General features: G+C 50.5%; 25 protein-coding genes and 2 pseudogenes. 3 read left to right on the forward strand and 24 right to left on the reverse strand.

Annotated features, from left to right (window positions below; translation table 11 throughout):
- Nucleotides 1-148: 148 nt before the first annotated feature.
- The 17 genes from eutM to XI25_RS24825 form a co-directional block, all read right to left on the reverse strand.
- On the reverse strand, nt 149-430 hold the full coding sequence (gene eutM / locus XI25_RS24745) for an ethanolamine utilization microcompartment protein EutM (protein ID WP_019419482.1): 282 nt from the start codon (nt 428-430) through the stop codon (nt 149-151).
- A gap of 94 nt (nt 431-524) precedes the next feature.
- Nucleotides 525-806: a BMC domain-containing protein gene (locus XI25_RS24750; protein WP_046680699.1), complete on the reverse strand. Its 282-nt coding sequence runs from the start codon at nt 804-806 to the stop codon at nt 525-527.
- On the reverse strand, nt 778-1,467 hold the full coding sequence (locus XI25_RS24755; RefSeq protein WP_046680700.1) for a phosphate propanoyltransferase: 690 nt from the start codon (nt 1,465-1,467) through the stop codon (nt 778-780). Before XI25_RS24755 ends, XI25_RS24750 begins: the two co-directional genes overlap by 29 nt.
- Nucleotides 1,467-2,939, reverse strand: a complete 1,473-nt coding sequence (locus tag XI25_RS24760; RefSeq protein ID WP_082112502.1) for an acetaldehyde dehydrogenase (acetylating) — start codon at nt 2,937-2,939, stop codon at nt 1,467-1,469. The genes XI25_RS24755 and XI25_RS24760 overlap by 1 nt, the downstream gene beginning before the upstream one ends.
- A gap of 27 nt (nt 2,940-2,966) precedes the next feature.
- Nucleotides 2,967-3,761, reverse strand: coding sequence for a BMC domain-containing protein (locus tag XI25_RS36565; RefSeq protein ID WP_046680701.1), 795 nt, complete (start codon nt 3,759-3,761; stop codon nt 2,967-2,969).
- A 14-nt stretch (nt 3,762-3,775) separates the two neighbouring features.
- Nucleotides 3,776-4,432, reverse strand: coding sequence for a cupin domain-containing protein (locus XI25_RS24770; RefSeq protein ID WP_046680702.1), 657 nt, complete (start codon nt 4,430-4,432; stop codon nt 3,776-3,778).
- Nucleotides 4,433-4,660: 228 nt separating this feature from the next.
- Complete coding sequence (locus XI25_RS24775; protein ID WP_046680703.1) at nt 4,661-4,924, reverse strand: EutN/CcmL family microcompartment protein; 264 nt, start codon at nt 4,922-4,924, stop codon at nt 4,661-4,663.
- Nucleotides 4,911-5,231 (reverse strand): hypothetical protein, encoded by a 321-nt coding sequence (locus tag XI25_RS24780; RefSeq protein ID WP_006677923.1) that lies wholly within the window; start codon nt 5,229-5,231, stop codon nt 4,911-4,913. Before XI25_RS24780 ends, XI25_RS24775 begins: the two co-directional genes overlap by 14 nt.
- Nucleotides 5,232-6,071: an ethanolamine utilization protein EutJ gene (eutJ, locus tag XI25_RS24785; RefSeq protein WP_046680704.1), complete on the reverse strand. Its 840-nt coding sequence runs from the start codon at nt 6,069-6,071 to the stop codon at nt 5,232-5,234.
- Nucleotides 6,029-6,733, reverse strand: a complete 705-nt coding sequence (locus tag XI25_RS24790) for an ethanolamine utilization cobalamin adenosyltransferase (protein ID WP_046680705.1) — start codon at nt 6,731-6,733, stop codon at nt 6,029-6,031. The genes eutJ and XI25_RS24790 overlap by 43 nt, the downstream gene beginning before the upstream one ends.
- A 19-nt stretch (nt 6,734-6,752) precedes the next feature.
- Complete coding sequence (locus XI25_RS24795) at nt 6,753-7,184, reverse strand: EutP/PduV family microcompartment system protein (RefSeq protein WP_046680706.1); 432 nt, start codon at nt 7,182-7,184, stop codon at nt 6,753-6,755.
- Nucleotides 7,181-7,534: a BMC domain-containing protein gene (locus tag XI25_RS24800; RefSeq protein WP_046680707.1), complete on the reverse strand. Its 354-nt coding sequence runs from the start codon at nt 7,532-7,534 to the stop codon at nt 7,181-7,183. Before XI25_RS24800 ends, XI25_RS24795 begins: the two co-directional genes overlap by 4 nt.
- An 84-nt stretch (nt 7,535-7,618) precedes the next feature.
- Entirely contained in the window at nt 7,619-8,581 is a 963-nt protein-coding gene (gene cutD / locus XI25_RS24805; RefSeq protein ID WP_046680708.1) for a choline TMA-lyase-activating enzyme, read from the reverse strand.
- Nucleotides 8,582-8,668: 87 nt separating this feature from the next.
- The gene (gene cutC / locus XI25_RS24810; RefSeq protein WP_046680709.1) at nt 8,669-11,224 is read right to left on the reverse strand and encodes a choline trimethylamine-lyase; all 2,556 of its coding nucleotides are present in this window, start codon (nt 11,222-11,224) and stop codon (nt 8,669-8,671) included.
- Between the two features lie 46 nt (nt 11,225-11,270).
- Nucleotides 11,271-12,413, reverse strand: a complete 1,143-nt coding sequence (locus XI25_RS24815; protein WP_046680710.1) for a 1-propanol dehydrogenase PduQ — start codon at nt 12,411-12,413, stop codon at nt 11,271-11,273.
- A gap of 36 nt (nt 12,414-12,449) precedes the next feature.
- On the reverse strand, nt 12,450-12,743 hold the full coding sequence (locus tag XI25_RS24820; RefSeq protein ID WP_006677931.1) for a BMC domain-containing protein: 294 nt from the start codon (nt 12,741-12,743) through the stop codon (nt 12,450-12,452).
- Nucleotides 12,744-12,766: 23 nt separating this feature from the next.
- Nucleotides 12,767-13,063: a BMC domain-containing protein gene (locus XI25_RS24825; RefSeq protein WP_046680711.1), complete on the reverse strand. Its 297-nt coding sequence runs from the start codon at nt 13,061-13,063 to the stop codon at nt 12,767-12,769.
- 409 nt (nt 13,064-13,472) lie between these two features.
- Between XI25_RS24825 and XI25_RS24830 the strand changes: the two genes are divergently transcribed.
- Nucleotides 13,473-14,330 carry a choline kinase family protein gene (locus XI25_RS24830; RefSeq protein ID WP_235440312.1) on the forward strand — a complete coding sequence of 286 codons (858 nt, stop codon included), beginning with the start codon at nt 13,473-13,475 and terminating at the stop codon, nt 14,328-14,330.
- Nucleotides 14,331-15,087: 757 nt separating this feature from the next.
- Here XI25_RS24830 and rarD read toward each other — a convergent pair.
- A pseudogene (gene rarD, locus XI25_RS24835) lies at nt 15,088-15,965 on the reverse strand (EamA family transporter RarD).
- 529 nt (nt 15,966-16,494) lie between these two features.
- On the opposite strand from rarD, the gene rsgA reads away from it, so the two are divergent.
- The gene (gene rsgA / locus XI25_RS24840; RefSeq protein ID WP_052759768.1) at nt 16,495-17,568 is read left to right on the forward strand and encodes a ribosome small subunit-dependent GTPase A; all 1,074 of its coding nucleotides are present in this window, start codon (nt 16,495-16,497) and stop codon (nt 17,566-17,568) included.
- A complete protein-coding gene (locus XI25_RS24845) occupies nt 17,565-18,575 on the forward strand; it encodes an aminoglycoside phosphotransferase family protein (RefSeq protein WP_046680712.1) in 1,011 nt (336 codons plus the stop codon). Before rsgA ends, XI25_RS24845 begins: the two co-directional genes overlap by 4 nt.
- A 201-nt stretch (nt 18,576-18,776) precedes the next feature.
- Here XI25_RS24845 and XI25_RS24850 read toward each other — a convergent pair whose 3' ends face one another.
- From XI25_RS24850 to fabD, 6 genes and pseudogenes are all read right to left on the reverse strand, one after another.
- A complete protein-coding gene (locus tag XI25_RS24850) occupies nt 18,777-19,235 on the reverse strand; it encodes a cupin domain-containing protein (protein WP_046680713.1) in 459 nt (152 codons plus the stop codon).
- 88 nt (nt 19,236-19,323) lie between these two features.
- Nucleotides 19,324-19,519: pseudogene (locus tag XI25_RS32525) on the reverse strand (ethanolamine ammonia-lyase reactivating factor EutA); the annotation flags it as partial.
- Between the two features lie 495 nt (nt 19,520-20,014).
- On the reverse strand, nt 20,015-20,572 hold the full coding sequence (locus XI25_RS24855; protein ID WP_046680714.1) for a class I SAM-dependent methyltransferase: 558 nt from the start codon (nt 20,570-20,572) through the stop codon (nt 20,015-20,017).
- A gap of 358 nt (nt 20,573-20,930) precedes the next feature.
- Nucleotides 20,931-21,710: a DUF4367 domain-containing protein gene (locus tag XI25_RS24860; RefSeq protein WP_046680715.1), complete on the reverse strand. Its 780-nt coding sequence runs from the start codon at nt 21,708-21,710 to the stop codon at nt 20,931-20,933.
- Between the two features lie 612 nt (nt 21,711-22,322).
- Nucleotides 22,323-23,711, reverse strand: a complete 1,389-nt coding sequence (locus XI25_RS24865; RefSeq protein WP_046680716.1) for a M20/M25/M40 family metallo-hydrolase — start codon at nt 23,709-23,711, stop codon at nt 22,323-22,325.
- Between the two features lie 14 nt (nt 23,712-23,725).
- Nucleotides 23,726-25,006: an ACP S-malonyltransferase gene (gene fabD, locus XI25_RS24870; RefSeq protein WP_046680717.1), complete on the reverse strand. Its 1,281-nt coding sequence runs from the start codon at nt 25,004-25,006 to the stop codon at nt 23,726-23,728.
- Nucleotides 25,007-25,021 lie beyond the last annotated feature (15 nt).

The raw sequence follows: 25,021 nt of genomic DNA on the forward strand, positions 1-25,021 counted from the left end.
AAATAGTACATCCCTCCTCCTCAAAGCCTTATTTATAGAAAATACACCACTTCGACAAGCTTTCGACAAGCGGATTGTTACAGACAAAAATAAAAAGGCCAGAACCCGTTTTACCGAGTTTTGGCCCTTTTCAGAACATCGATATAAATTATTGCTTAGCAGCGGGAAGAATATTTTCCACTTCACTGTGAGGACGAGGAATCACATGTACGGATATCAGTTCCCCTACGCGCTGTGCAGCTGCTGCACCAGCGTCCGTTGCCGCTTTCACAGCACCTACATCGCCCCGTACCATTACGGTAACAAGGCCGCCGCCTACCATCTCTTTGCCAATCAGGGTGACATTGGCTGCTTTGACCATAGCGTCCGCTGCTTCGATAGAACCTACCAAACCTTTTGTTTCAATTAAACCCAATGCTTCCGATTTCATGTTACATTCCTCCTAAAGTTTTGTAAGATTATAGCGCTAGCTTACCGAACAAAACTTGCTTCGGAAGCATAGGCTTATTTTATAGCTTTTTTAATTATGCCTTAGTAGTCGGAAGGATGATCTCCACTTCGCTGTGGGGACGAGGAATCACATGTACCGATACGAGTTCCCCTACATTCTTCGCGGCCGCGGCGCCGGCATCTGTTGCTGCCTTCACAGCACCTACATCGCCTCGTACCATCACGGTAACAAGGCCGCCGCCTGCCATCTCTTTGCCAATCAGGGTGACATTGGCTGCTTTGACCATAGCGTCCGCTGCTTCGATAGAACCGACCAATCCTTTTGTTTCAACCAAACCAAGAGCTTCCGATCTCATGTTCATTTCCTCCTAGCGATTTTTTTATGATTGTGACAACAGACGCCGATGTGAGATCCATCGCGTTAGCCTCTTCAACGTCGATATGACAGTCGAGAGCGGCGTCACTGCTAACTCGGATTGCGACCTGATTGTACCCTCCGCCCCGGAGACCATCAAATTGAATACTGACCATTTCTCCGTCAGTTACGCTAAAGAAAAGGGCATCATCAGGCGTCATATGAATGTGGCGCTGTGCAACCATCAAGCCGCAGGTAATATAGACGCTTCCCTTAGGCCCGACCAACGTGACGCCCGGTGTGCCTTCAAGCTCCCCGGATAAGCGCACTGGAGCTTTCACGCCCAGCTTAAAACAGTCTCCCCGCATAATTTCTACTTGGCTCTGTTTCCGCACTGGGCCGAGAACCCGCACTTTTTCGATGGCCCCCTTGGGACCGCAGACCGTAACGGTCTCATTACATGCATACTGTCCGGGTTGGGACAAATCACGCATTTTGGATAGCGTATATCCGGCTCCGAAGAGCGTCTCCACATCAGCCTGAGAAAGATGCACATGGCGGTTTGAAATTCCTAAAGGGATGGAGCGCGGCTCCTTTTCCGCCTTGCCAGCACCGGATACAACCTCCATTAACAAGGAAAGCACTTGCTCATAGTTCCCCATTAGCTGTCACCGCTTTTCTGCAAAATAGACACCAGCTCATCGACCAGATTCAACAGCAGCGCATCCTCCTGTTGCTTCGGCGGTTGTGGAGAGGAGACAGAATCAGGGTTTTGTGCCGTACAGTCCTTAATGCCATAAGCCACACGCTTGATATTAATCAAGTGCTGTGGTCCCACATTATCTGAAGTGGCGCTGCCCCCCCAGGTTCCACATCCCAAAGTGAAGGCCGGGGCAAGCCCGGTGCTTGCGCCCACACCGCCCTGAGTGGATCCCGTATTCACCAAAATGCGGAATACAGGTTTTTGCGCAAATTCCATGACCATATCATGATTCTGCGTATGGATGGAGAAGCTATGGCCTATTCCTCCATTACGCAGCAGTCCAAAACTTAGATCGCAAGCCTCATGCCAGTCCTGTACGGTGTAAAACGCCAATACGGTAGTAAGCTTCTCATAGGACAGCGGGAATTTCTCTCCCACGCCCTGCTGTTCGCCTAACAGCACCTTGACCCCTGCTGGAATTTGGATACCGGCCGCTTCCGCGATCACCTGAGGCGAACGTCCCACTAGTCTTGAATTCATGGCATGGCCTTTTACAAACAACTTTGCTGCGACTTTAGCAGTTTCCTCCTGATTCATAAAGTAACCGCCCTGACGCTCAAACTCCGCGATCACCTGAGGACGGATGCATTCCTCCACGATAACAGCCTGTTCAGAGGCGCAGATTGTACCGTAATCGAAGGTTTTGCTGGCAATGATATTTGCTACTGCCTTTGGAATATCAGCGGTGCGCTCAATATAGGCCGGTACATTGCCCGGTCCCACCCCCAGCGCCGGCTTACCCGCACTGTAGGCGGATTTCACCATCGCCGAGCCGCCTGTGGCGATAATCATGGCGATTTCATCGCACTTCATCAGTTCCTGCGTCGCCGGCATAGAAGGCTTGGTAACGCAGCCAATGATTCCTTCGGGAGCCCCTGCCTCGACAGCGGCTGCGTGCATGAGTTCTGCGGCCCGCATGATGGATTTCTTAGCCGAAGGATGCGGCGAAAAGATGATTCCATTACGAGCCTTTATCGCAATGATCGATTTGAAAATCGTAGTGGATGTCGGATTGGTTGATGGAATAATACCCATGAGCAGTCCGACTGGCTCGGCAATCTCTATTAATTGATTTGTCTTGTCCTCGCGGATAACCCCAATCGTTTTCGTATCCCGAATGGATTCATACAGCTCCGTGGAAGCCAGACGGTTTTTGAAGATTTTATCCTGGGTTTTGCCAAATCCGGTTTCCTCCACGGCCAGCGCAGCCAGTTCCGCGGCATTGACCTCCGCTGTCCGCACCATGTTTTGTACAATTTTGTCAATCTGATCAGCATTGTACCCTGCAAGAATATCGGTGGCGGCTTTTCCTGCACGAGCCAATTCCCGGGTTTCCTGAATCGATTGCAAGTCATAATCAAAATTTTCCAAGTGAAATATCCCCCTCTCGAATCCTGCTTACTGTTGATAATAATGGCGGAACCGCTTGAGCAGTTTCACCTTGTTGGCCTTGGAAATGGTCGTCCTGCTCATCCCATACGCAGGACCGCACTCTCTGGCCAGTCGGCGCAGCTTCACGGCTGTCATCGATTCCAGTTGCTCCATTGCTTTGTCAAGCCCTGATTCCTTTACCAGCACGTCAATCTGGTGTTTGAATGGGCTGTCCAGCACTGCCTGCTCTCCATCTGTCGGATTTTCATTGTCCGTTCCCGGACTTAAGTCTTCAGACGCAAGATCCTGAGCGGGATCGGCCGCCAGTACAGGTAAGCCTTCTTCACTACCACGATTGATTGAAACATCGGGCAGCGTGTTCAATGGAATATCGAGAGCCGTATCCAGTGGAACATCAGACGCTGCATCCGGTTCCGGAGTCTGCTTCGTCGTTTGCTCGGGCATCTGCTCCGCAAACTGTTCCGCTGCCTGAGTATGCTGCACTGGCAGCGCCGTCTCGTCCTTCTCCTTGGCAAGGTTCGAAACGCAGCGCCGGCCGATGATGCTCTCAATGTCGTTGTGGGGTCTTGGAATGACATGCCGGCTGACCAGCACATCACTGCCCAATTGTTGCGCCGCGGAGGCCCCTGCTTCCACGGATGCTTGAACAGCGCCGACATCGCCGGTTACCGCGATTGTCACTAGCCCGCCGCCCACATTGCATTTTTCTATCAGTTCGACCTGAGCTGATTTGAGCATGATGTCCAGACATTCAATCGCCGGAAGAAGTCCCCGCGTTTCAATTAATCCAAGCGCCTGCATGCTATCACCTCCTGTTACTGCAGCTTCCGATCAGGTTCGCCCGTCGGATACGTCATATAAAACATCCTCGCGCAGGCCGACGATCCCTTGGTCGCTTTCACCCCTTTGGGGATGAAGAGCACATCCCCCTCATGGGCGGTGAACATTCTCTCGTTCAAAGTGACATCAAGCGTGCCTTCCAACACGATATAAGTTTCTTCGTGGGCCGTCACCTGCGAGAAGCTATCGTGATCGACAGACAGAAACCCTGCGCTCATGGAACAATCCGGCCCCCCGATTACTTCTTGACGATATACCTTGGCACCAGATGTTCCCGTTTCGCAAGCTTCCATTTTTACCGTCCGGCCCCGCACAAGTTTCAAGCCAGTCGGATCCGTTTCCGCCTGATAAGGTGGCTCAAGAGCCGTTCCCAACAGCTTTTCAACCAGTCCTTTTTCCGATAACAACTTGAAAAATGTAAAAATGGCATTCATGTCGAGATCAGCCTGAGTTTCGCAGTCTGCGGCCTCGAAACTCATCGTCCCACAAGGCTCATGGGTAAACTCTAACCCCAGCTCTATTGCCCTATCTCGGGCCGCCGGTGTCACAATCGTGTTTCGGTCAATGCAGCACCGCTTCTGTCCGGAAGCTACCCATTCCTCCACATCCGCAGCGCATATCAGTTTTTTCACAGTTCTCGCCCCCTTTCGAATTATAAGTAAGTGTTCAAAAAGTCAGACTTTCAGCACCGAGAAGGTTGGATGAAGCTAGGGCCTGAGGAGCGGAGCGTACGTTTTGGGTACGTGAGCACCGGAAGGCCCGGCTGAATTCAAGATTCGATGTCGAATATGCATTCAGTGTTTCTTCGTGATCAAAGGGGGACTTTTTGAACAACCTCTATTCGATTTCTGTTCGAATATTTATTCGAACACGCAGTCTGCGTCAATGATGCCGACGACGACGGCATCCACAGGAACATCGTCTGCATGCAGCATTTTGCGGGCCGAGGAGCCGGTGCAGACAATCACTCGATCGCCTATGCCAGCGCCGATCGTATCGACGACAATCAAGCGGCGCCCGTCGTCGCTTCCACCAATCACCTCGGCCAGCATCAGTTTCATTCCCACAAGAGAATCTGCTTTACGGGTAGACCAGATATTGTGAATCAATTCAGCCGCAATCATAGCAATCCTTCCTCCCCGCTTTTCCGCTCCTCCGCTTAATCTCGGCGATGGCGTCCTCTACGGAAGCCGTGTCACCAAAAATGGCGAGAAGTATCATGTTCTGCGGGCAGCTGCCGCGAATATCCTCCACTGTCACGCCCACCACTTTTTCAGCTACATCAGCGGCCCATACCATATCAATCAGCCTTCCCTGCACCAGTCCGACCGCATCGCATTGGGGAACTTCCCGACTGCTGGGCGCTCCTCTGCGACGCAGCAAAATGTCCAGCGTCCCCTTGGAAGGAGATTTGATAATCCGAAATTCCATTCACATCGCCTCCCGCGTACAATTCAGAGCAATGCCCAGCGGCGTGACAAACAGGGGGTTGCTAGGCTTATAGGTAGCAATGCCGGTCTTCTGCTCAATGATCGTCTCCATCCCGGACAGGCAGCATGTGCCTCCTACTAAGTACAATTCCTTAACCTCATGGCCCACAACATGGCGGTTGACGATGGAGGCAACCTTATCGATGACCGGCCGGAGCAGCGGCAACAATTCTTGGTGATGGGCAGGGTCGCGCTTGAAACAGTCCGCTTCAGAAAAACTCATCTGGTATGCCCCGGCAATGACTAAAGAAAAGTGGGTGCCACCCGTTGCTTCGTCGGCGACATAGACAACCTTGCCATCCTTCAGAATCGAAATGCCCGTCGTACCGCCGCCAATGTCTACAATGGCTCCATCGGATATTTGCAGCACGGCATTAGCCGCCGTAGGTTCATCCAGTAAAGCCGTAACTTCAAAACCCGCACCCTGGAGCACATGCTTGATGGCGCCAGCATCCAGTAAATCGGTTCCCGGAGGAATCGCCGAAGCCGCATATTCAAGTTCTACACCCAATTGCTGCTCCAACTGTGCTTTAAGCTCCCTTACGATCTGTATCGCTCCCAAGTAGTCCACCACCATTCCGTCGCGGACGACATCGGCGTAGCGGTAAGCTCCCGCTACCGGCTTCCGGGTGTCGTCCAACACCGTAAGCACCACACAGGCCGTTCCCAAATCCACACCGGTATAGTAGAACGAAGACCGTCCTGGAATCGGCTTCTGGATGACCGCTTCAAATTGCTTTACGAGTTGATCGCAGTATGCAAAGGGTTTTGTCTCTGGCATGTTCTACCTCCTGTAGTTCTGCAAATAAGCGAGCTCAATGCGTTAATCATATAGTTGATTCCAGGAATAACAGGTTTCTCCGGCTTTTCTTGGGGACTGCCTGCTGCGGCTTCCAACACCGCAAACCCAAGCTCCCGCAAAGCGCAGCGCAAACGGTGGAGCAAAGCAATTTCTCTGCCCTTTTCCAATTGAATGTGAAACTCGGTTACCTCAAAGCAATCTCCCGCATCGTCAAGAAGAACATCGGCAGTAATTCCGGTACAACCCTGGAAAAATAAATCGGCAGTGGATGCGCCGCTTCCTTCCCCTTTCTGGAGGGCCGAAAACAGCCTTGACAGCTCCAGCACCTTCTGGGCCAGCAGCACATCCCGCTCCAGCAGCTCCTGCCCGGTTAACAAGAACAGGGCTGAGACGGATTGCATCTGACAGCGCAGCTTCCCACGCCGCCAATCAGGTTTTTCCGCCTGTCGCTCCGTATTCGGGAGTGGTTCTTGCTTTTGTTCTTGATTTTGCTCTTGCGCACCATAGGACACGGCGATCTGACGATCCGTCAAAAACTGGCGCGCCTCCGGCGTCAATCGGCTTCCATGCTCCACCATGTATGATGTAAAAGGCTCTATTCTGTACACATTGCGCAATTCCATTTCGGTAATAAATTTCATGGTATCAACTCCACTCTTATTACCCGAACAAATAACGTTTCAATTCCCCGATTCCCCTTCCCACGGGAAGACTAATGCGGAAAAAGGGTTCGGTTATCCCGGTACGTTTTAAAACTTGTACACCGTAATTCTCATTTTCCAGCGCAAGATCGGTTTTCGTGATTACCCCGACAACCGGCTTTGTGAAAGAAGACGCAAATCCGGGCGAGTAGACTTCCAGATGCCGGGACTGATCCACTAATATCAAAATGTGGCTCGCGTTCTGCGCCGTTGCAATCAAATGGCTGTACATCCAGGTATTTTCGACATACGCGCCCGGTGTATCGATCGTCTTCGGCCCGTAGATCATATCCTGCGTCCGCCGCAATGGACGATTCGTACCGTCAAGCGCATGGGCCAGCGTCGTTTTTCCGCAACCTGTAGGGCCGATCAGCAAAATACGTTTTTTCATGTCCGTGTAATTTCCGCCGTCGCAAAACCCAGGCTATTGCAGAACGTCTCAATGATGGCTCGCAGCGCTGTTTCCACACTGGCTATATCTCCGGTGAGAAGCACCGAACCCGTAAAGCGATCCAGAAAGCCGATTTCCACATCTGCCGCCTTGGTGGCGATATCGGCGGCAATAATGGAGGTTTCGCTGGGCGACAGTGTTAATATGCCAATAGCCCCCGCTTCATCGATGCCCAGTCTTTCATACATTTCAGGCACGGGTGAAGCAATGATATGGGCCAGCGTCACTTGTTTGCCCGGCACCGACTCCTGAATCATCCGACCGAGATCCGGCCCAGCAGGCTGCTGCATCAACGACCTCGCCTCCTCATAAAAGTTTTGCGAGTTTGTAAAGCGCTAGCTTTACCGAACAAAACTGACTTCGAAAGCATCCGCTTAATGTTTGACTACCCGAACCGGGAGATCGTATTGGCTGATTTGACGTTCAATACGCTCCAGATCGGCTTCATTCAGGCTTAAATCGCGTTCAACGCTGTAAACCATATCCAATTGCCTGTATTTGTTAATTCCCAGCTTGTGATACGGGAGCAAATCGATGCCTTGAAAATTCCGGTATTCCTTGTAGGGAAGCAGAAACTCCACCGTTTTGCGGATGGTGTCCGCATCATCATTGAGCCCCTTCATCAGCGGCATCCGCACCATCACGTTATGTTTGCGGGTAATCAGTTCCCGCAAATTGTCGAGAATGCGCTCGTTGCGTACACCCGTCAGTTGATAATGGCGATCCGAATCCATATGTTTCAGATCGTACAATATCAGATCGGTGAATTCGGCCATGGCCAAAATCGCTTCCGGTTTGGTATGCCCGGAGGTTTCTATGGCCGTATGGATTCCGGCGCGCTTGCATTCCTTGAGCAAATTGACCGCAAATTCGGATTGCGCGCTGACCTCGCCGCCGCCCAAGGTGACGCCGCCGCCGGACGTCGTGTAGAACAGCATATCCTGCTCTACAATGTCCACAATTTCCGATACTGTCATATTCATCCCGACGATAGAAAGCGCCCGCGCGGGACAAACCTTCTCACATTCCCGGCAGCCCATGCACTCGATCTTCCGGTCAACTACATGCTGCGGCTTGGACGGCTCCTGCGAGCCGGAAGTGTCCATACGGTGGATTTCCCGGGGACACGCCGCAACACATGCGCCGCAATCGTTGCACAAATCCCGTTGGTACATCACCTGATATTTCTTTTCCAGACCCTCCGGGTTAGCACACCACTGACAGCGCAGGGGGCATCCCTTGAAGAAAACAAGCGTCCGGATACCGGGGCCGTCGTATATGGAATATTTTTGAATGTTGAAAATACGTGCCTGCTTTTCCGGCATACCTGACTCCATAGCTGTGGCTCCTTCCTTGGCGCATATCTAAATGCCGGTATGTCTCTTCCCCGGCGTGCAGCGCCGGAGAAGAGGCACGGGGCTATTTTAGAAATGCTCAATCATCGTTCTGCTGATGATCTCATCCTGCACTTCTTTACACAATTCCACAAAGTATGCGCTATAGCCGGCGACCCGAATAATCAAATCACGGTATTGATCAGGATTTTGCTGCGCTTTAATCAGCGTTTCATTATCCACATAACTGAACTGCATTTGGCCGTTTCCGAGAATGGAGGCTGTCCTGAGCAGATTAATCAGTCCGTTCTCTCCTTCTGGTGTTTCCAGCAAACCGCGCAAAAGCTTGAAGTTATGCACCATGCCAATATTCATGGCCTCGACATCGATCTTGCTTATCGATTTGATGATAGCCGTCGGTCCCTTCTTGTCATGGCCCTGGGTAGGGCTGATACCGTCGGACAGCGGCAACCAAGCTTTGCGCCCATTGGCGGTAGCACCGGTCATCTCGCCGAAAGGCGTATTGTTCGAAATCGAAAGCGTGCCATGGCTGAAGGTAGAGTACAGCGTTTTAAAGTTGCGGTGATAGTTCTCGGTCCACCCGGTGATATCGGCGGCGATGCGATCGGCATAATCGTCGTCGTTGCCGAATTTTGGCGCGTCCAGACAATCCTTGTGAACCTGCTCATAACCTACGAAATCGGCCAGCAACGCGTCACGGATTTGCTCAAGCGAATATTTTTTGTCATCGTAAACCAGCTTCTTGATGGCAGCCATCGAATCGGCGTAAGTTGCCAGACCGGACCAAATCAAGCCAGGTCCCCAGTTATACATGGCGCCGCCGGCGGAAACGTCGCGGCCGCTCTCCATCGTGCCTTCATACATGATCGACATAAGCGGCTTCGGCGCATAATCGCGGTGAACGCGCTGGCTGATTACCGTACCCACTGCGGAAAGCTCGGTGATGTATTCTACCTGCTTCTTCACCGCCGCTTCAAATTCTTCATAGGTCTTGAAGTTGCTCAAATCGCCCATGTCCAATCCCGGCTCGCTTCCGTGCCAGAGCATTTTGCCGCGGTTAAGGACGAACTCAATGGCAATCGGCCACTGGGTGTATCCGGTGGAAGTCCACTGATACAAGCGTCCGGATTTTTGCGGTTCCACACAGCCCATCAGACAGTAATCGCGGGCATCTTCGATACTGCAGCCCTTCATCAGCATCATCTTGATGTGGGAATCGTCAAAATGGCAGGCCGGGAAGCCCAAACCCGCACGGACGACATCCACAATCTTCTTCAAATATTTCTGAGGAGAACTATTGTGAATGCGGCAAGCGAGCGAAGGCTGATAAACGCCGACATGGCGTACCGCATCCATGAGCAGATAAGTCAAGTCATTGGTGGCGTCGCCGCCCTCTCGTTTTTGCCCGCCGACACACATATTGACGAACGGCTGGTAGCCGGCAAAAAACTTGGAGCCGCCCGCGCTAGACACCCACATCATTTCCGAGCATTTGATCAGGAAACAACCTGCAATCTCAAATGCTTCAAACTCAGTCAGACGGCCGGCTTTTCTGTCCGCCTCATAGAAAGGATACATATATTGATCCACACGACCGACAGACATGCCTGTCTGATTTTCTTCCACCACGAGCAAAGATTCTACGGTCCAGACCGATTGCATGGCCTCATGGAATGTGGTCGGCGCATGAGCCGGCACGCGAGCATTGACCTCGCCGATTTTTTGCAACTCCGCCTTGCGCTTCGGATTTGTTTCTTTAGCAGCCAGCTGGTATGCATATTCAGACATCCGTTTGGCATACGCCATCACGCCTTCGGTCGTATCCAGCACGGATTTATAGTAATAGATTTTGTCGATGTCTTCGGGGTTTTGCATGGACAGCTTCGCAAGATGCTCCTTGGCTTCCCGCTGGATATCCAGCATCCCTTTCTTCATTAGAATGACATCGTAGCCCGGGTTGGAGTCTCCGCCGCCGTTGATCTGATGATAGGACAGATCGCTGACGAACGCTTCGCCGGAAAACTCCCAAAGACCAGCATCCCGGTATTGCTGTTCACATATTTCATCTACCGATTTGCCTTCCCAGAACGGGAACAGCTCCTCGCGCATGATCCGCTTGTCTTCCTCGGAGATGTAGAACGGATCCTGAGGACGATTGTGAATGGTGTCAAGCTCATCCCGGGTCCAGCGCCAAGCGATGTCAGGCGAGAAAGCGCCCGCGCGCGGCGCGCCGCAAGGATGACCAACGATCAACTCGTTGTCCTGGATGAGCAGCGGAGCCTCTTCACACGCTTTGCGGAAAGCCTTGGCACGCAGCATAATCGCTGGTAGACCTGGATTTTCCTTGTATACCTGAGTAAAGGCTCTGGCACGATAGGTTGTAATGCTTGGCGTAGCGGTTAAATAATGTTCTTTCAAAGCCCGCAAACGCTCGGTCATTCCTTCCGGGTATGCGCATTCTTCCTTATGAAGCTGGCCGAGGCTGTTTTCAACCTGCGGCTTAGCCCCTTTATCCGAAAGCTCTTTTGAAATTCCCTGGAACAGCTTCATGATCGCTGCTCGTTCTTGGGGAGCCATGGCCTTCGTTGCTTCAGCAAATTTGCTTGAAAACTCGTGAATGTTCAATATTATTCCCTCGCAATCTTGTGAGATTATCATTTAGAGGTAGCATTTAAAAGCTTGTACGATAAATGTGCTCCAACTCTTCTGCTGTTGGCTGACGAGGATTGGTTGGCGTACAGCGGTCAGCCATCGCGGTCTGCGCCATGCGGGACAACGCCTCGTCAAAAGCATCCTGGTCAACGCCAAGCTCACGAATTCCGTGTTCGATACCGATGGAACGCTTCAGCTTGCCAATTGCCTGCATCAAACTTACGGTTCCTTCACGGGCGGTCCGTGCCGGCAAGTGCAGCAGCGAAGCGAGCCTAGCATAGCGTTCGCAAACCCTGTCTATGACTTTTCCGCCCAGGTTGGCGTTATACTCCATTACCGCCTCCAGAAGCAGGGAATTCACCCGTCCGTGAGCAATGTGAAACGTTCCGCCAAAGGCGTGGGACATACTGTGAATGATACCAAGACCAGCGTTAGTAAATGCCATTCCCGCCATACAGGACGCATTCTGCACCCGGTCCCGCGCTTCAGCATCTGCCGGATCATGGTAAAGCGTTTCCAGATGAGCAAATACCAATTGGACGGCTTTTTCGGCTAACGCATCGGTAAAGTCGGTCGCTTTGGTGGAGACATAAGCCTCCAGCGCATGGGTAAGAACGTCCATTCCGGTGTCCACCACGATTTTGTTTGGCAATTGCTTGGTAAGGGTGGAATCGAGAATCGCTATGTCCGGTGCGATAAAATCATCCACGATCACGATTTTGTCTCCATCCACCGTAATCACCGAAAAGTCGGTCACTTCCGATCCGGTGCCGCTGGTAGAAGGAATGGCGACAAACGATGGTTTGACAAAAGGCGCGTCTTTCTCCTGCGCATATTGCCGGGCGAAGTACAGAACGCCCTTTGCTGTATCAATGACCGATCCGCCGCCTAGCGCCAGTAACACATCAGCGCCGCTTTCCCAATACACTTGAAGCGCTTCAGCCACAATACTCACGCTCGGATCGGGCTTAACACCGGTAAACACGGTAGTGGAGATTCCACCGCTTTGCAGCAGATCAACCACCTGACCCAGATATCCCAGCTTCTCCATCATCTGATCGGATACGATGCAGGCTTTCGTGCCTGGAATTTCCGCTAGTTTTTTCAGTGACTGTTCGCCTGAAAATACCTTCGATTTCATAACAAAGATGTCGTTTATCACGGGCACCTCCCTTGAATTTCTGCAGATAACCTGCCCCTAAGATGGAAGGGCATAGCGGGCAATGATCTTTTCGATGTCTGGGTGTGGGTTGGGAATAACGTTTGAAGAGTAAACCTCGGTCCCCATCGCCTGTACAGCGGCGACGCCAGCATCTACTGCAGCCCTTACAGCCCCTACATCTCCACGAACAAGGACAGATATATAACCGGACGCCACGTTTTCGTAACCTATCAAATCTACATCGGCCGCTTTACACATGGCATCCGCCGCTTCCATGACGAATACAATTCCAAAGGTTTCAATGAAACCCAGTGCATCATGCTTGCTCATGAACCTATCTTCCCTCCCGGCAATTATGCGTTAATTGCATGCGTTTTCACGATTCCTGCAATAGAACTGAGCGGACGCGGCATCACATTATGGGCAGTGACTTTGCCAATCTTCGCTGCCGCTTCAGCGCCAGCCTCTACTGCCGAACGAACCGCCGCGACATCACCTTTTACCATGATCGTTACGAGCGTGGAACCAACATTCTCGTAGGATACCAGAACAACATCTGCTGCTTTAAGCATAGCGTCCGCTGCTTGGATGGCAGGAACCATGCCCAAAGTTTCCACAAGCCCGAGAGCTTCTTCTCCCCGGTATTCCATTCGAACCTCACCTCACCTGGGTAATTATTATTTGTGAATCCGCTGTAATATCAGATACTCAACTCCTACTTGCAGGTTAACATAGGTTCGCCCCGTTATTATGGAAGATTCGGTAGCTGATTTTTAGTATTTTAATGCCCCTTTTACCAACAATCTGGTACAAAAACGTCTTTCTTGCATCACAAGTACCAGAATGCCCTCAAGCTCGTTCGTTCATTGAATTTCTCCGCCTATCTTGCTATAATTGTGGCAAAATCTGTGCGGCGAATGTGTGCCATGTTTAACGCATGCATATGGAATGCCGAGAAAAGGTCATCATGAAACCTCTAAACGACTTTTTATCCAAACAAATGAATATGGAAGACCTGGTGCAGCAAAAACTACGTCTTTTTTTTTGAAGATGATCGTATTGTTTTTTGAAAAATCTCGTTTTGCGGGCGGGTTGACCAATTATAACTACATTATGAATATCCACGGAACGGAGTATGTGATTCGTAAGCCCGGTAACCTGACGGATCAAATGATCGACCGCAGGATAGAACGTGTGAACAACGGCATCGCTTCGGAGTTTGGCGTGAATTCGGAATGTATATATTTTGATGAGGAAAGCGGCATTAAAATCAGCAAGTATATTCCCGATAGCAAAACGCTAGCCGCGGCAGGCCCCTTGGCWTTGCAAAGCCTGAAGGCCGTTTCTTCTTTACTGAAGAAGATTCATGGCAGTCCCAAGCACTTCCCTAACCAGTTTGATTGGCTCAGTGAACTTGCCAAATATGAAGCCATTGTCACGCAAATCAACGGAGAATTGTTTTTTGACTACGCCTCCTTAAAAGAGCAATTGCTTCGTTTTATGGAAGTGAATGTCAAGCATGTCATTTCCGTACCTTGCCATAATGATACGGTTCCCGAGAATTTTCTCGTAGATGGGAATGGCAGTGTCTATTTGATAGATTGGGAATATTCCGGAATGAACGATCCGGCCTTTGATATTGCCGCGTATATCATCGAATCGCGTTTGACAGCAGAGGCGATTGACCAACTGTTTGAAGCCTATTACGGCAATACGTTTACGCAGGATGATCTGATGAAGGTCAAATGTTATATGATGGCCCAGGATTTGTTATGGACGGTATGGGCCCTGCTGCGCCATTATACGGGGGATGATTACCTGGATTACTGCTCGCTGCGCTATAACCGCCTGCGTCGAAATATTCAAGTATTAAGCATGCAGCCGGATTACCCTATTGCCGACATGGTGATGCGTTAGCACTAGTCGTTGCTTGCTCTGGAATGAGAAACTTTCGGAGGTTTAATCAATCCCTTTCAAAACGATTGACCAGGTAGATCATATACAAAAACCTGTACTTTCTTATCTGCATGGATAAAAAAGTACAGGTTTTTTGTAATTTGACAATGTGATTCCTGACATAACCCCAAGATCGCGGTGCCTATACGGCTGTAAATCATGGGGTTACTTGCATGCGTAAAGAAGTCATCATCTATAACATTTGATATAATACTCCACACCATAACTGACTTGCAGAAGATGATGTTCTGAAGATTGACAGGTTGAGATGAGTCTATATGTTCGAAGGAGCGGGTTTGTGGCAAATGCAGTTCTAAATTATTTATCTAAGATACTTACTTGCAAACTCCAGAATCTCATCAGCCGCTTGTACATATCCACCTGATTTGCGAAAGGATTGCTGCATGTTTGCAGCGTCTTCTTTGAAAGTTGAATGGCTTAACACATGTTCTGTGGCATTGCCCAGTTGCTGTGCAGTCAAGCTTTTTTGAGACATGGGAGTGAGAATCACTAGGGCGAAGTGGAAACGCGCATATATGGAATAATATGGGTGATCGCATTTCACCCTTGTTTCGTCATGTACTTTCTACAAATCCCAGCTACCACTTTCGCTCTTGCCTTCTTCCTCCACGTTAACTTCAGGGTAAAATCCTGCGAATTCATCTCCGCCCCATCGGACGGAAATGGCCGGTATGTCCGTACCGTGGCGCCCTTACCGTCAGCTCGCCTTCGCGAGTTTCGTGCTGCGAACCGATGCCACAGCGTATACAACGAGCGCTGTCCAGATGAGCGCGAAGCCGATAAGCAGAACCGGCGACACCGATTCCTTGAACACGAATACGCTCAGTAACAGCATGATCGTCGGCCCGATGTATTGTACGAAGCCGAGCGTGGACAGCGCCATCCGGGCGCCGCCCGCGCAAAGAAGAGCAGCGGCAGCGCCGTTACCACGCCGGAAAGAAGCAGTTCGACGAACACCGGCGCAGGCAGCGTCCATGCCGTCGTCTTGCCCACGGCGGCCAAATAGATCCAGTAACCGAGCGCGACGGGCAGGATTACAGCCGTCTCCGCTAACAAGCCTACAGAAGCGTCTTGCACGATCTTCTTCTTCGCGAGGCCGTACAAGCCAAACGAAACGGCCAGCGAGATCGCGACCCACGGGAACCGCCCGTAGTCGATGGCGATGATGAGCACCGCTGCGCCAGCGATGGCAATCGCGAGCCATTGGCCGCGGTTTGGCTTCTCACGAAGGAAGACGACCGCTAGCAGTACGTTCAGCAACGGGTTCAAATAATAGCCGAGACTTGTCTCGACAACATGGCCGTTGTTGACCGCCCAGATGAAGATGAGCCAATTAGCAGCGATCAGCAGTCCGCTGGCGGCGAGCGACAGCAGGAGCGAGCGGCTAGCCGCAATCCGCTTCATGTCACCCCAGCGGCGCTGGACGGCGACGAGAATACCCATGAAGACGAACGACCAGATAACCCGATGTGACAAAATTTCGCCTGCCGGCACATCGTCAAACAACTTCCAATAAAGCGGGAGAACCCCCCACATGATATACGCGATGATAGCGTTGATCAACCCATTGTTCATTATGATTTCCCCTCTTATAGCTCCGATGTCTTAACGGATTATACGCCTCGATCCTCGCTTAAGTAAAGAAAATAATTAATGTCCGCTGGCAGACAGTCACGCTCTTGTTCGATTCTCGTTGTATTTTGAGCTATCGTTTTCCGTTCGTTCGCAGACTCGATGGAGCAAGCTGACACATTCTGCGCTGTTAGTCATTGATTTTTTTTTCCAAAATAGGTTATTTTATAGACAGCTTAGCGATAAGCAAGTTCCTATCACGAAAGGAGATGTGTTTTAATGGCGACTACTTATATGGTGGTTTGGTCTTAAAACTGAATAGCAGGCATACGGGAATAAAGCGGGACAACGCCCGCATTATTTGGTGTGCCATCCAAAGTAACCTTTCGTGAATATTGCTGTTTGCGAGATACGATGAAGGTCGTATCTTTTTTGCGTCTTGATGCCGCGCGACAGCAGCTTCTTTAGAGGCTGCTTGTCCGTGGCATTTTTGCGTCCAAAAAACAACATTAAAGGAGCTAACAAAAAAATCATGATGGATTTGAAAATTTATGGCTACACAGAAATAGAAGCAATTCAAGGCGGCTTATTGCCCGGCAGGGTGACGGAGCTTCGGCGCGAGCGCTTCAGGGTCATGACCGAGCGCGGCGAGGTAACGGCGGTGCTCAAGGGGACGTTTTATCACAGTGCGGAAACGCGAGTAGACTTTCCTTGCGTCGGTGATTTTGTTTTGCTGCACTACAACGAAAGCGGAGATTCTCTTATCGTTAGGGTACTGCCCCGCCGCTCCAAGTTTTCACGCGCGGATTACTCAGGGCATGCCGCAGGCTATGCCAAAACCGTGCGGGAACAGGTCGTTGCAACCAACTTTGACTATGTATTTATCCTTTCTTCTCTGAATTGGGATTTCAATGTTACCCGTATCATGCGGTATCTGACACAAGCCAGGCAGAGCGGCGGCCAGCCGGTCATCATTCTGACCAAGGCTGATCTCGCCCCAGATTATAATCTCCTGCTCGCAGAAGTCACACAAAGCATCCCCGATGTGCCGGTTCACGCGATCTGCAGTCATACAGGCCTGGGGATGAACGAACTCGATCCCTACTTGATGCCTGGTAAAACGGTCGTCTTTCTCGGCATGTCCGGCGTCGGTAAATCGTCTTTGCTCAATGCGTTGATGGAACAGGACGTAATGAAGGTTCAGGCGATCCGGGAGGTCGACAGCCGGGGGCGGCATACGACAACGCACCGTCAGCTGTTCATGCTCCCCTCCGGTACGATGGTCATCGATACGCCGGGTATGCGTGAGCTTGGGCTTTTTGATGCCGACGAAGGCATACACGCAAGCTTTACCGATGTGGAGGAATGGTTCCCGCAATGCCGATTTACGGATTGCCGCCATCAGGCCGAGCCGGGCTGTGCCGTTCTCGCCGCGCTTGCCGACGGTTCGTTGCCGCGTGAACGGTGGGAGCAATATGTTGCCCAGCAGCATGAGAACAAGTATGTCCAGGATAAAACCAGCTACCTCATCGACAAGAGGGCTCGAAACAAAACGATCGCCATGTGGAGCAAGCAAACGAAGAAAAACGGAGGATGGAAGAAATGAATATTAAATTCGAAACGCTGATCTATGCCTTAAGCCGACGGTTCAAGAAGGATATCATCTCGGCCGACAGCCAAACCATGCCGTTACAGGGCGGAACTGTGGGAAATGTGTACCTGGTAACGGGGATCGCCGAAACCGCGGATGGAGAAAAACTGCCGTACCGTATCGTGCTGAAAATCCAGAAGAAATGGGAGCGTTACGGCGATCCGGGTTCATGGCGCCGGGAATATGATCTCTATGCGTCTGACTTGGGAGCGACGTTCTCGGATGCCTTCCGCTGGCCGACATGTTATCACGCCGAGATGAATGCCGAAGAAAATGAATTCCAGCTGTGGCTGGAATATATCGATGGCGTAACCGGTTTAGATTTGACCGGTGACATGTATGAACAGGCCGCGCTGGAGTTAGGACGCTATCAAGGCAAGCTGTATGCGGAGCAGCCCGCTGTGCTGCAGAGCCTGAGCAACCTGAGCCATGCGGATCTCATGAAGAATACGTATCTCCATTACCGGTCTTGGTCGGTCGTCTACGATTATATACGCTCGGAGAACTGCGCATTCCCGCAGCACGTGCGGCAAATGCTCATCGACATCGATGAGCACGCAGACGAGATACTCGCCCGCATCGAAAAATTGCCCCTCGTGCTATGCCACCGGGACTTCTGGGTGACCAACCTGATCTATGCCGACGGGAAAATCGCGCTCATCGACTGGGATACTTCCGGATGGGGCTACCTGGGCGAGGATCTCGCAAGCCTGATTGCGGATGAAGCGGATATCGATAACATGGTCGAAAACTACCAGCGATGTGTCCCCGCGTATTACAAAGGCTTTTCGGAGTATGCGGATGTATCCCCTATCGCCGATCATTGCGTCTATGAGCTGATCCTTCTCGTATTCGGGTACAGGCTTGTGGAGTGGTATCTCCACACAGAGGACGATGACGAGAAGACGAAGCATGTCCATACGCTTCAAAAAATCTATGAAATGAAGACCATCCCTGCGTAGGGTTGACTCTAAAAAAAGATCTCCGAAAACCCTTGAATGTAGTGGGTTTTCGGAGTTTCTTTCATTACTCCCATTCGATCGTCGCCCGCGGCTTGCTCGTGCTGGCAAAAAGTCTCGGATGACAAGAACATATATCGTTAAAGGACAAGAACATATATTGTTAAAGAAAAAAAATAAAAAAACCACCTTGAAATTAGAATGTTACGCTTGTTCTGCCCAGTTAGCCGGATATGTTACATAGATAAATCGTGCATATTCTGGCACAGAAAATTGAATCTTACTTCCTTTTGGAATCAGGATCACTTCTCCTGGACCAGCTGACACCTTTGTACCCTCAATGATAACATCCAGATGTCCCTCAATCACATAATCAATTTCATCATAGTTAAGTGTCCAGTCAAAGGTTGTTTCTTTCATCTCCATGATACCGCAGCCAAGTCTTGGACTTTCCTTTAGCGAAAAAAGATCTTTACAATAGACGATATCCTTAGGGTTTCCTGTATCGAGACGATCCTCTTCTGTTACTTTCATATTTGGCACTTTAACAGAAGTAATCCCTCCAGAACCTCTATGAACGTTCTGTTCAATAGCATCAGCCCCTACTTTTTCCATGATGATTTTACGAACCATCTCTTCAATCATCTTTTTATCGATACTCATGGGTACCCTCCTCTGCTTCTTAGGTGCAGCTTTTTGGAATCATTTTACTTGCAATGAGCATAGCAACCATTACAGCTGTGATACACTTTTGAACATCGATTCTGTTCTCGGCTAAAAGGAAGTGTAAAACAAATTTCACTGCGGTATATGACTTCTTTCTCCGTAATCACAGTACGCGGAACGGAAAACGATGACGCCATATTCTGGATATAAAGTTTGGATAGGACAAGTTGTATTGTTGATGTTCCCATATCTATTCCTACACTTAACAATTCTTCTGCCATTTCCTGATCTCCCATACCAGAGAAAAAACACAAAGAGGCCTAAAGTTATACCGCTTCCGATCAAATAGGAATGCTATAACCTTAAGCCTCTTTGCTTTAGTAAGACTACGCCTTTGTAGTCCTCTATACATTTTAAACGTGAATGAAACTGTTGTTTCACACGCTGTAGATTCAAATTGCATGCTCCCTTTTAGTTTATCCTCTACATGGCTATTTACAATAGATAAACTAAACTTTTTTGTGAACATTCTTCAACGTTGAATCCTTTGCCATCATCTATTACTCCAATCGTGCAAAAGCCGTTGTTGGAACTCATAGAAATAACGATGTTAAATGTGAATCTTTATGCATATTTACAAGTTTTTGGACAAAAAAAATTGAACCAAAAATGCCCTTTTGTGTTGTATTTCACTATTATAACACTATTCCTCCTATGAATATTTTCAAAGTTACAGCAGGAAAATTGCATGGTGACCCTTAACTAACGTGTCAATCTTAACTATTATTTCTTATTAGCAACGGCTTTTTTGCATCAATAATAATGGATACCATCCCTAATTCATTTATGGAATTCCTTGTATCAAACCGAAATGATCTTCCTATCTTCCCGTCCATTTCATTCCAGTATGTATAATGAAAATCTCCGTTCTCATCGCAATACTCCAACAAGGTTACTTCAAACCCTACCATTTCAAATACTGATACAAAAGTTTTTGCATCATAAACTATTTTATGAGATGCCGCAGGATGATCCGCTGGCCCAGGACCTCCGACTTGAACCATCTGTTGATACCAATCGTTACGGAAATTTTTATCGGGAACTGCACAACGAATGTACCCACCAGGTTTTAGAAACTGATAACAATGCTTCGCAGCCGTAATCCCTTCCTCGTAAGTTAAATGTTCCCACACATGTTCAGCCAAAAGTGCATCAATACTCTCTGGTTTAGATAATTTGATCCAACTTTCCAATGATAGTAAATTCAATTCATCTTCTTGGGTACTGAGCCAACTATCATACTTTGTCTGCCCTGCTCCAATGACCACTTTCATCTAATACCACCATCCAATTTTGTTTGAATAATACCGCAGACCGTTCTGAAGGACCTCAACCTTTTGAGCCATTCTTGCCAGCCTGAATTGCTCCATATGGAACACTGTAAAATACGATATCCGTTCGCTTCTCGTCGCGGCTAAGATATTAGACCAAGTCCCTCATAAAGCCGTACTGTGTTAGGATGTAACCCAATGCTACGAGCAATCTCCGTCGTTTTGTAGGTATTCATATAAACACTCCCCCCATTCCCTACAGTATATATTACACAAGAGTTTGGTGTTATAGTGGAGGGTCTTATATAGGAAAAGAGTCCGCATATGCAGACTCTTAAGATATAACTAATTCTCTTGCGAGTTACTCTTGGATCATGCTCTCTGCAATCGCTACAAGATCTTCCTTGATAAGAGGGCTTTTCTTATAGATGGAAATCTCGTATTGAAATTGCTTTTCTGCATCTTCCCATCGTAACTTGGTAGAGTACAGATCATTGGAGTTCGTAGAATAAATCGCGTCGGTTCCATTGATGCTTAAGTTTTCAAACTTTTCAGCTTTACTAGGTACACGGGTGACTTCCGTAATGAGCGGCTGAACTTTTTGGGAACTGATGCGGATTACGTCCGAATCCTTAGAGAAGATGACTGCTGCCCCACCGGCTTCATTCCATTTCAGTTTTTTCGCGTAATATTTCTTCCCGTTCGCCTCCGCTTTAAGTTCCTTCAACATACTTTCATACGCCTTGGTAAGAAACAGAGGATACGGTGGCACGATCTCTCCAGACTTAAACACATAACCTTCTGGGATCCCGCCTGGCTGCTGCAATTCCGGTGCTTTGTATTTGGACAACATCTTCGTGTATTCGTTGTAATCTGAACTGGTTATACCGAGATAGCTAAATGACAGCGAATTATCAGTCCCATCATACAGCACGGTTAAATAACCTGGTTTTTTATCTTGGGGATGAAATATGTCCATAGCCTCTTTTTTCTGACGTTCAAGATTGCTCTTGTTTGATGTCGCCTGCGTCTTCGACTGTTTCTGCGGCGCAGCACCTACCTCTGTAGCAAATCCGCTTGCTGATCCCAACACTAGCAGAATGCTTGTTGCAGCAATGATCATTTTCTTCGTAAGGTTCATGGATGAATCTCCTTTCGGCCTTGTGGGCATGTGGTTTTGTTTACTTATATAACCCCTGAGCTTCTGAAAAAGGGACACTATGAAGTGAAGTTATTTCACCATGCTACCTGCAAAACGGATGAATTCGGACTTGGACGAACTCCATCAAGCCATCCTCCTCTCTACCTACATATAACACTTAAGGAGCGGTAAATGGGACATTTTTCAAAAAAAAGAATTAGGTAGATGCAGAAAAAAAGCCATGATCGCAATCGATCATAGCTGCGTCTTTATGCGCCAGAGACATGACTTTATTTGAGAAATAATAATAAGAGCAATCCTCCGATAACTACGAAGGTCGTTATGATTCTGGTCAGGAATCCTCCACTTGTCAATTTTGTGTCATAGCTACCAATCAAAAACAGGAAATTTGTGTCAAAAAAGATATAAGTGACTTAAGGTTAATTGTATTCTCTTCCCAACAAATAATCTTATTTGTCCATATTAATTACTGCATTTCGCTATGGGGTCAGTTCCCAGCGAGAGTCGCTCTGAACTTGCGCTTTTCTTCTATGCACAACTCCATGTTCCTTGCATCGGTCAACGGTAACGGCATGCGCATGGCAAGCTGCTCTAACCATCCGATGACAGCGGCTGCACTCCGTACCGCTCCAGCACCCGGTAAATCGCATCCGTTCCGAACCCAATGGCTTCTACGGGAATGCGTTCATCCGCCGCATGAATCAGTTTGGTAAACTGCATGTCCTTGGGCAGCGGCATTGGCAGGAAACCGTAGGTTTGGATGCCGAGCCTCGCAAACCATCTTCCGTCCGTCCCTCCGGGCAGCAGCATCGGCACCGGAACGGCCTCCTTATCCGCTTCTTTCAGCACATCGGACAGCAAACCGAACATCCCCATGTCGGGAACTGCGGCGCATGGGTCATGGCGCAGCACCTCCAGCCCGACCGAATCATGAATCGCGAATCGGCGCAGCTCGTCCATAAATTGCTGCGGAGTGACGCCCGGCAGCGTTCGGCCGTCCAGCTCGACCGTAATTTCGCTCGGATGAACGTTGATTTTCTCGCCGCCGCGAACGACGGTCGCGCTGACCGTATTACGCAGAAGCGGAGCGAACGTCCCGCTCTTTTCCCCCAGCAGCTTCAGGATGAGGCCGCCGAGCCGGGGAAGCAGCAGCCCTCTCAGCAGCAGCGCCGGCAGCAGCGGCAGCGCGGCGGCCATGCCTTCAATCATCAACCGGGCCGCCGGTGCCGCACGTATCGGCAGCTTATTCCTGCTAAGCGATTGAAGCATGTTCCCCAATTGCGCCATACCGTCGGTTCCCGGCTTGCCCATGGAGCCGTGGCCTCCGTCTCCTCGAATCGTCGCTTTGAGCCAACAGAGCTGCTTCTCCGCCACCATAATCGGATAAAAGGTTTTCCCCAGCGCATGAAACGCGAAGCCGCCAAATTCGCCGAGCGCATACTTTACGCCCGCAAAATAATCGGCATGCCGCTCTACCAGGAAGGAAGCACCGTATTCGCCCCCTGCTTCCTCGTCGCTGACAATCGCCAGAATGAGATCGCCGCGCAGCGGAAGCTTGCAGACATGCGCGCGGAGGAAAGCCGATACGAGCATCGCCACGCCGCCTTTCATATCAAGAGCGCCCCGTCCCCAGACGAAGCCGCCCTCAATGTCGCCCCCGAACGGGTCGCGGCTCCAGGCTTGCATGTCGACGCCAACGACGTCGACATGCCCGTACAGCAGCAGCGGCGGTGCCTCCCCGCTGCCCTTCATCCTGGCCAGCAGATTGGGTCGGGCCGGATCAAGCACCTCGATCCGCGTCTCAATGCCCGCATCCTCAAGCAGTTGCTGGATATACATGATGCATGCGGCTTCCTTGCCCGGCGGATTTGTTGTATTGAAGCGGATCAATGCCTGCAAAATCTCCACGGGAGACGGCAGCTCTGCGAGGCGCCGGACTCCATCCTGTTCCAACTCGTCATTGGCCACCCGGATACCCATGACAATGCTCCTTCCTATAATAGACTGCCCGTGTATGACCGGTCGGCAGGAGAAACGCCTGGCAAGCCGCGAAGGCCGAACTCACCCTGCAGCCTTGCGAGCCGCCGCTCCTGCTCTTCAGCTGACGTGCCTTTGGTGCGAAACACCGATTCCAGCATCGCCAGCGCTTGCCGAACATGCGCCTCCTCCACTTGCTCTCCCGTCTCCCGCAGCCGATCGACCAACTGCTGCACGCCGCGGTAAGGCGAAGTGACGCCTTGTTCATATTCGGCTGCGTTCCAGTTGCGGTTGCGGACGCAAGTGGCGATAGCCAGACAACGATTCAGCAGTTCAATCGAATAAGCGTCCGTCTGCCGGCTTGCGGCAAACAGATGCGCCTTATCCTCCTTGTCGTCAAAAGCGAATACGCGCAGTCCGTAGGGTGGAGCCAGTCGTTTCAATACATTGCCCGGACCCAGTTCCACGGCAGCGGCAACGCCAATGCTCTTCTGAAATGCAAGGACCGCCGGCCAATTGACGGGGTCCGTCAATCCCCTTGCCAGCATACCCGCGATCTCCGCCGTATACCCGTAAGGCAGACCCGTCAAGGAGGAAACTACGGGAAAATCTATTTCTCCAAACGAGACGCGGCTCAGCACTTCGGCAAAATGCGCCGCCGCCGGCGCCATCAACGGGCTATGGAACGGGGCGCTTACCTGCAGCGGAATGACTGCGGCCCCATGGGCGGACAGTCTTTCGGACGCTTCATGGACGGCCTCTTTGTGGCCCGAAATCACCGTTTGCCGCTCTGAATTCATATTCGATACCACAACAATACGGCTTTCGTCTGCGCAGCCCGCGCTAGTTTCCAAGCATACTTTGGCGACAACATCGGGACTCGGCCCATTCACGGCGGCCATCGCGCCGATCCCCGCAGCGGCGGCCCCTTGCATCAACTCGCCGCGGCGGCGTACGAGACTGAGCGCATCCGGGAACGTTATGGCCCCCGCGCAGGTTAAAGCGGTAATCTCGCCCAAGCTGTGGCCAGCAGCCATCGCAGGTAAGTATCCCCATTCCCGGCTGTAGACGCGGTACATCGCCACGCCAAGCGCAAGAATGGCGGGCTGGGCATTGTCCGTCCGCGTCAGCTCCGTCATCGGTCCCTCATACATCAGGCTGTCAAGGCGCATGCCCAGCGCTTCGTTCGCTTCCTCCATCGTCGCTTTGACAACCGCATGCCGCTCGCTCAGCGCTTTTCCCATTCCGACGCGCTGCGAGCCCTGACCGGGAAACCATATCGCATGTTTGTTCAGCATCTTTCATCACGCTCC

Source organism: Paenibacillus sp. DMB20 (genome assembly GCF_000987955.1).
Taxonomy (GTDB): domain Bacteria; phylum Bacillota; class Bacilli; order Paenibacillales; family Paenibacillaceae; genus Paenibacillus_AQ.

What these genes read in the sequence shown, in the direction of transcription:
- fabD (WP_046680717.1), bottom strand. Translation starts at nt 25,006, where the DNA reads ATGCTGAACAAACATGCGATATGGTTTCCCGGTCAGGGCTCGCAGCGC.
- XI25_RS24750 (WP_046680699.1), bottom strand. Translation starts at nt 806, where the DNA reads ATGAGATCGGAAGCTCTTGGTTTGGTTGAAACAAAAGGATTGGTCGGT.
- XI25_RS24825 (WP_046680711.1), bottom strand. Translation starts at nt 13,063, where the DNA reads ATGGAATACCGGGGAGAAGAAGCTCTCGGGCTTGTGGAAACTTTGGGC.
- XI25_RS24790 (WP_046680705.1), bottom strand. Translation starts at nt 6,733, where the DNA reads ATGAAATTTATTACCGAAATGGAATTGCGCAATGTGTACAGAATAGAG.
- cutD (WP_046680708.1), bottom strand. Translation starts at nt 8,581, where the DNA reads ATGGAGTCAGGTATGCCGGAAAAGCAGGCACGTATTTTCAACATTCAA.
- XI25_RS24775 (WP_046680703.1), bottom strand. Translation starts at nt 4,924, where the DNA reads ATGATTGCGGCTGAATTGATTCACAATATCTGGTCTACCCGTAAAGCA.
- XI25_RS24795 (WP_046680706.1), bottom strand. Translation starts at nt 7,184, where the DNA reads ATGAAAAAACGTATTTTGCTGATCGGCCCTACAGGTTGCGGAAAAACG.
- XI25_RS24865 (WP_046680716.1), bottom strand. Translation starts at nt 23,711, where the DNA reads ATGGGTATCCGGGTGGCCAATGACGAGTTGGAACAGGATGGAGTCCGG.
- XI25_RS24850 (WP_046680713.1), bottom strand. Translation starts at nt 19,235, where the DNA reads ATGAGTATCGATAAAAAGATGATTGAAGAGATGGTTCGTAAAATCATC.
- XI25_RS24860 (WP_046680715.1), bottom strand. Translation starts at nt 21,710, where the DNA reads ATGAACCTTACGAAGAAAATGATCATTGCTGCAACAAGCATTCTGCTA.
- XI25_RS24755 (WP_046680700.1), bottom strand. Translation starts at nt 1,467, where the DNA reads ATGGGGAACTATGAGCAAGTGCTTTCCTTGTTAATGGAGGTTGTATCC.
- XI25_RS24855 (WP_046680714.1), bottom strand. Translation starts at nt 20,572, where the DNA reads ATGAAAGTGGTCATTGGAGCAGGGCAGACAAAGTATGATAGTTGGCTC.
- XI25_RS24820 (WP_006677931.1), bottom strand. Translation starts at nt 12,743, where the DNA reads ATGAGCAAGCATGATGCACTGGGTTTCATTGAAACCTTTGGAATTGTA.
- XI25_RS24800 (WP_046680707.1), bottom strand. Translation starts at nt 7,534, where the DNA reads ATGCAGCAGCCTGCTGGGCCGGATCTCGGTCGGATGATTCAGGAGTCG.
- rsgA (WP_052759768.1), top strand. Translation starts at nt 16,495, where the DNA reads ATGATGGATTTGAAAATTTATGGCTACACAGAAATAGAAGCAATTCAA.
- XI25_RS24845 (WP_046680712.1), top strand. Translation starts at nt 17,565, where the DNA reads ATGAATATTAAATTCGAAACGCTGATCTATGCCTTAAGCCGACGGTTC.
- XI25_RS24780 (WP_006677923.1), bottom strand. Translation starts at nt 5,231, where the DNA reads ATGGAATTTCGGATTATCAAATCTCCTTCCAAGGGGACGCTGGACATT.
- XI25_RS36565 (WP_046680701.1), bottom strand. Translation starts at nt 3,761, where the DNA reads ATGCAGGCGCTTGGATTAATTGAAACGCGGGGACTTCTTCCGGCGATT.
- eutJ (WP_046680704.1), bottom strand. Translation starts at nt 6,071, where the DNA reads ATGCCAGAGACAAAACCCTTTGCATACTGCGATCAACTCGTAAAGCAA.
- eutM (WP_019419482.1), bottom strand. Translation starts at nt 430, where the DNA reads ATGAAATCGGAAGCATTGGGTTTAATTGAAACAAAAGGTTTGGTAGGT.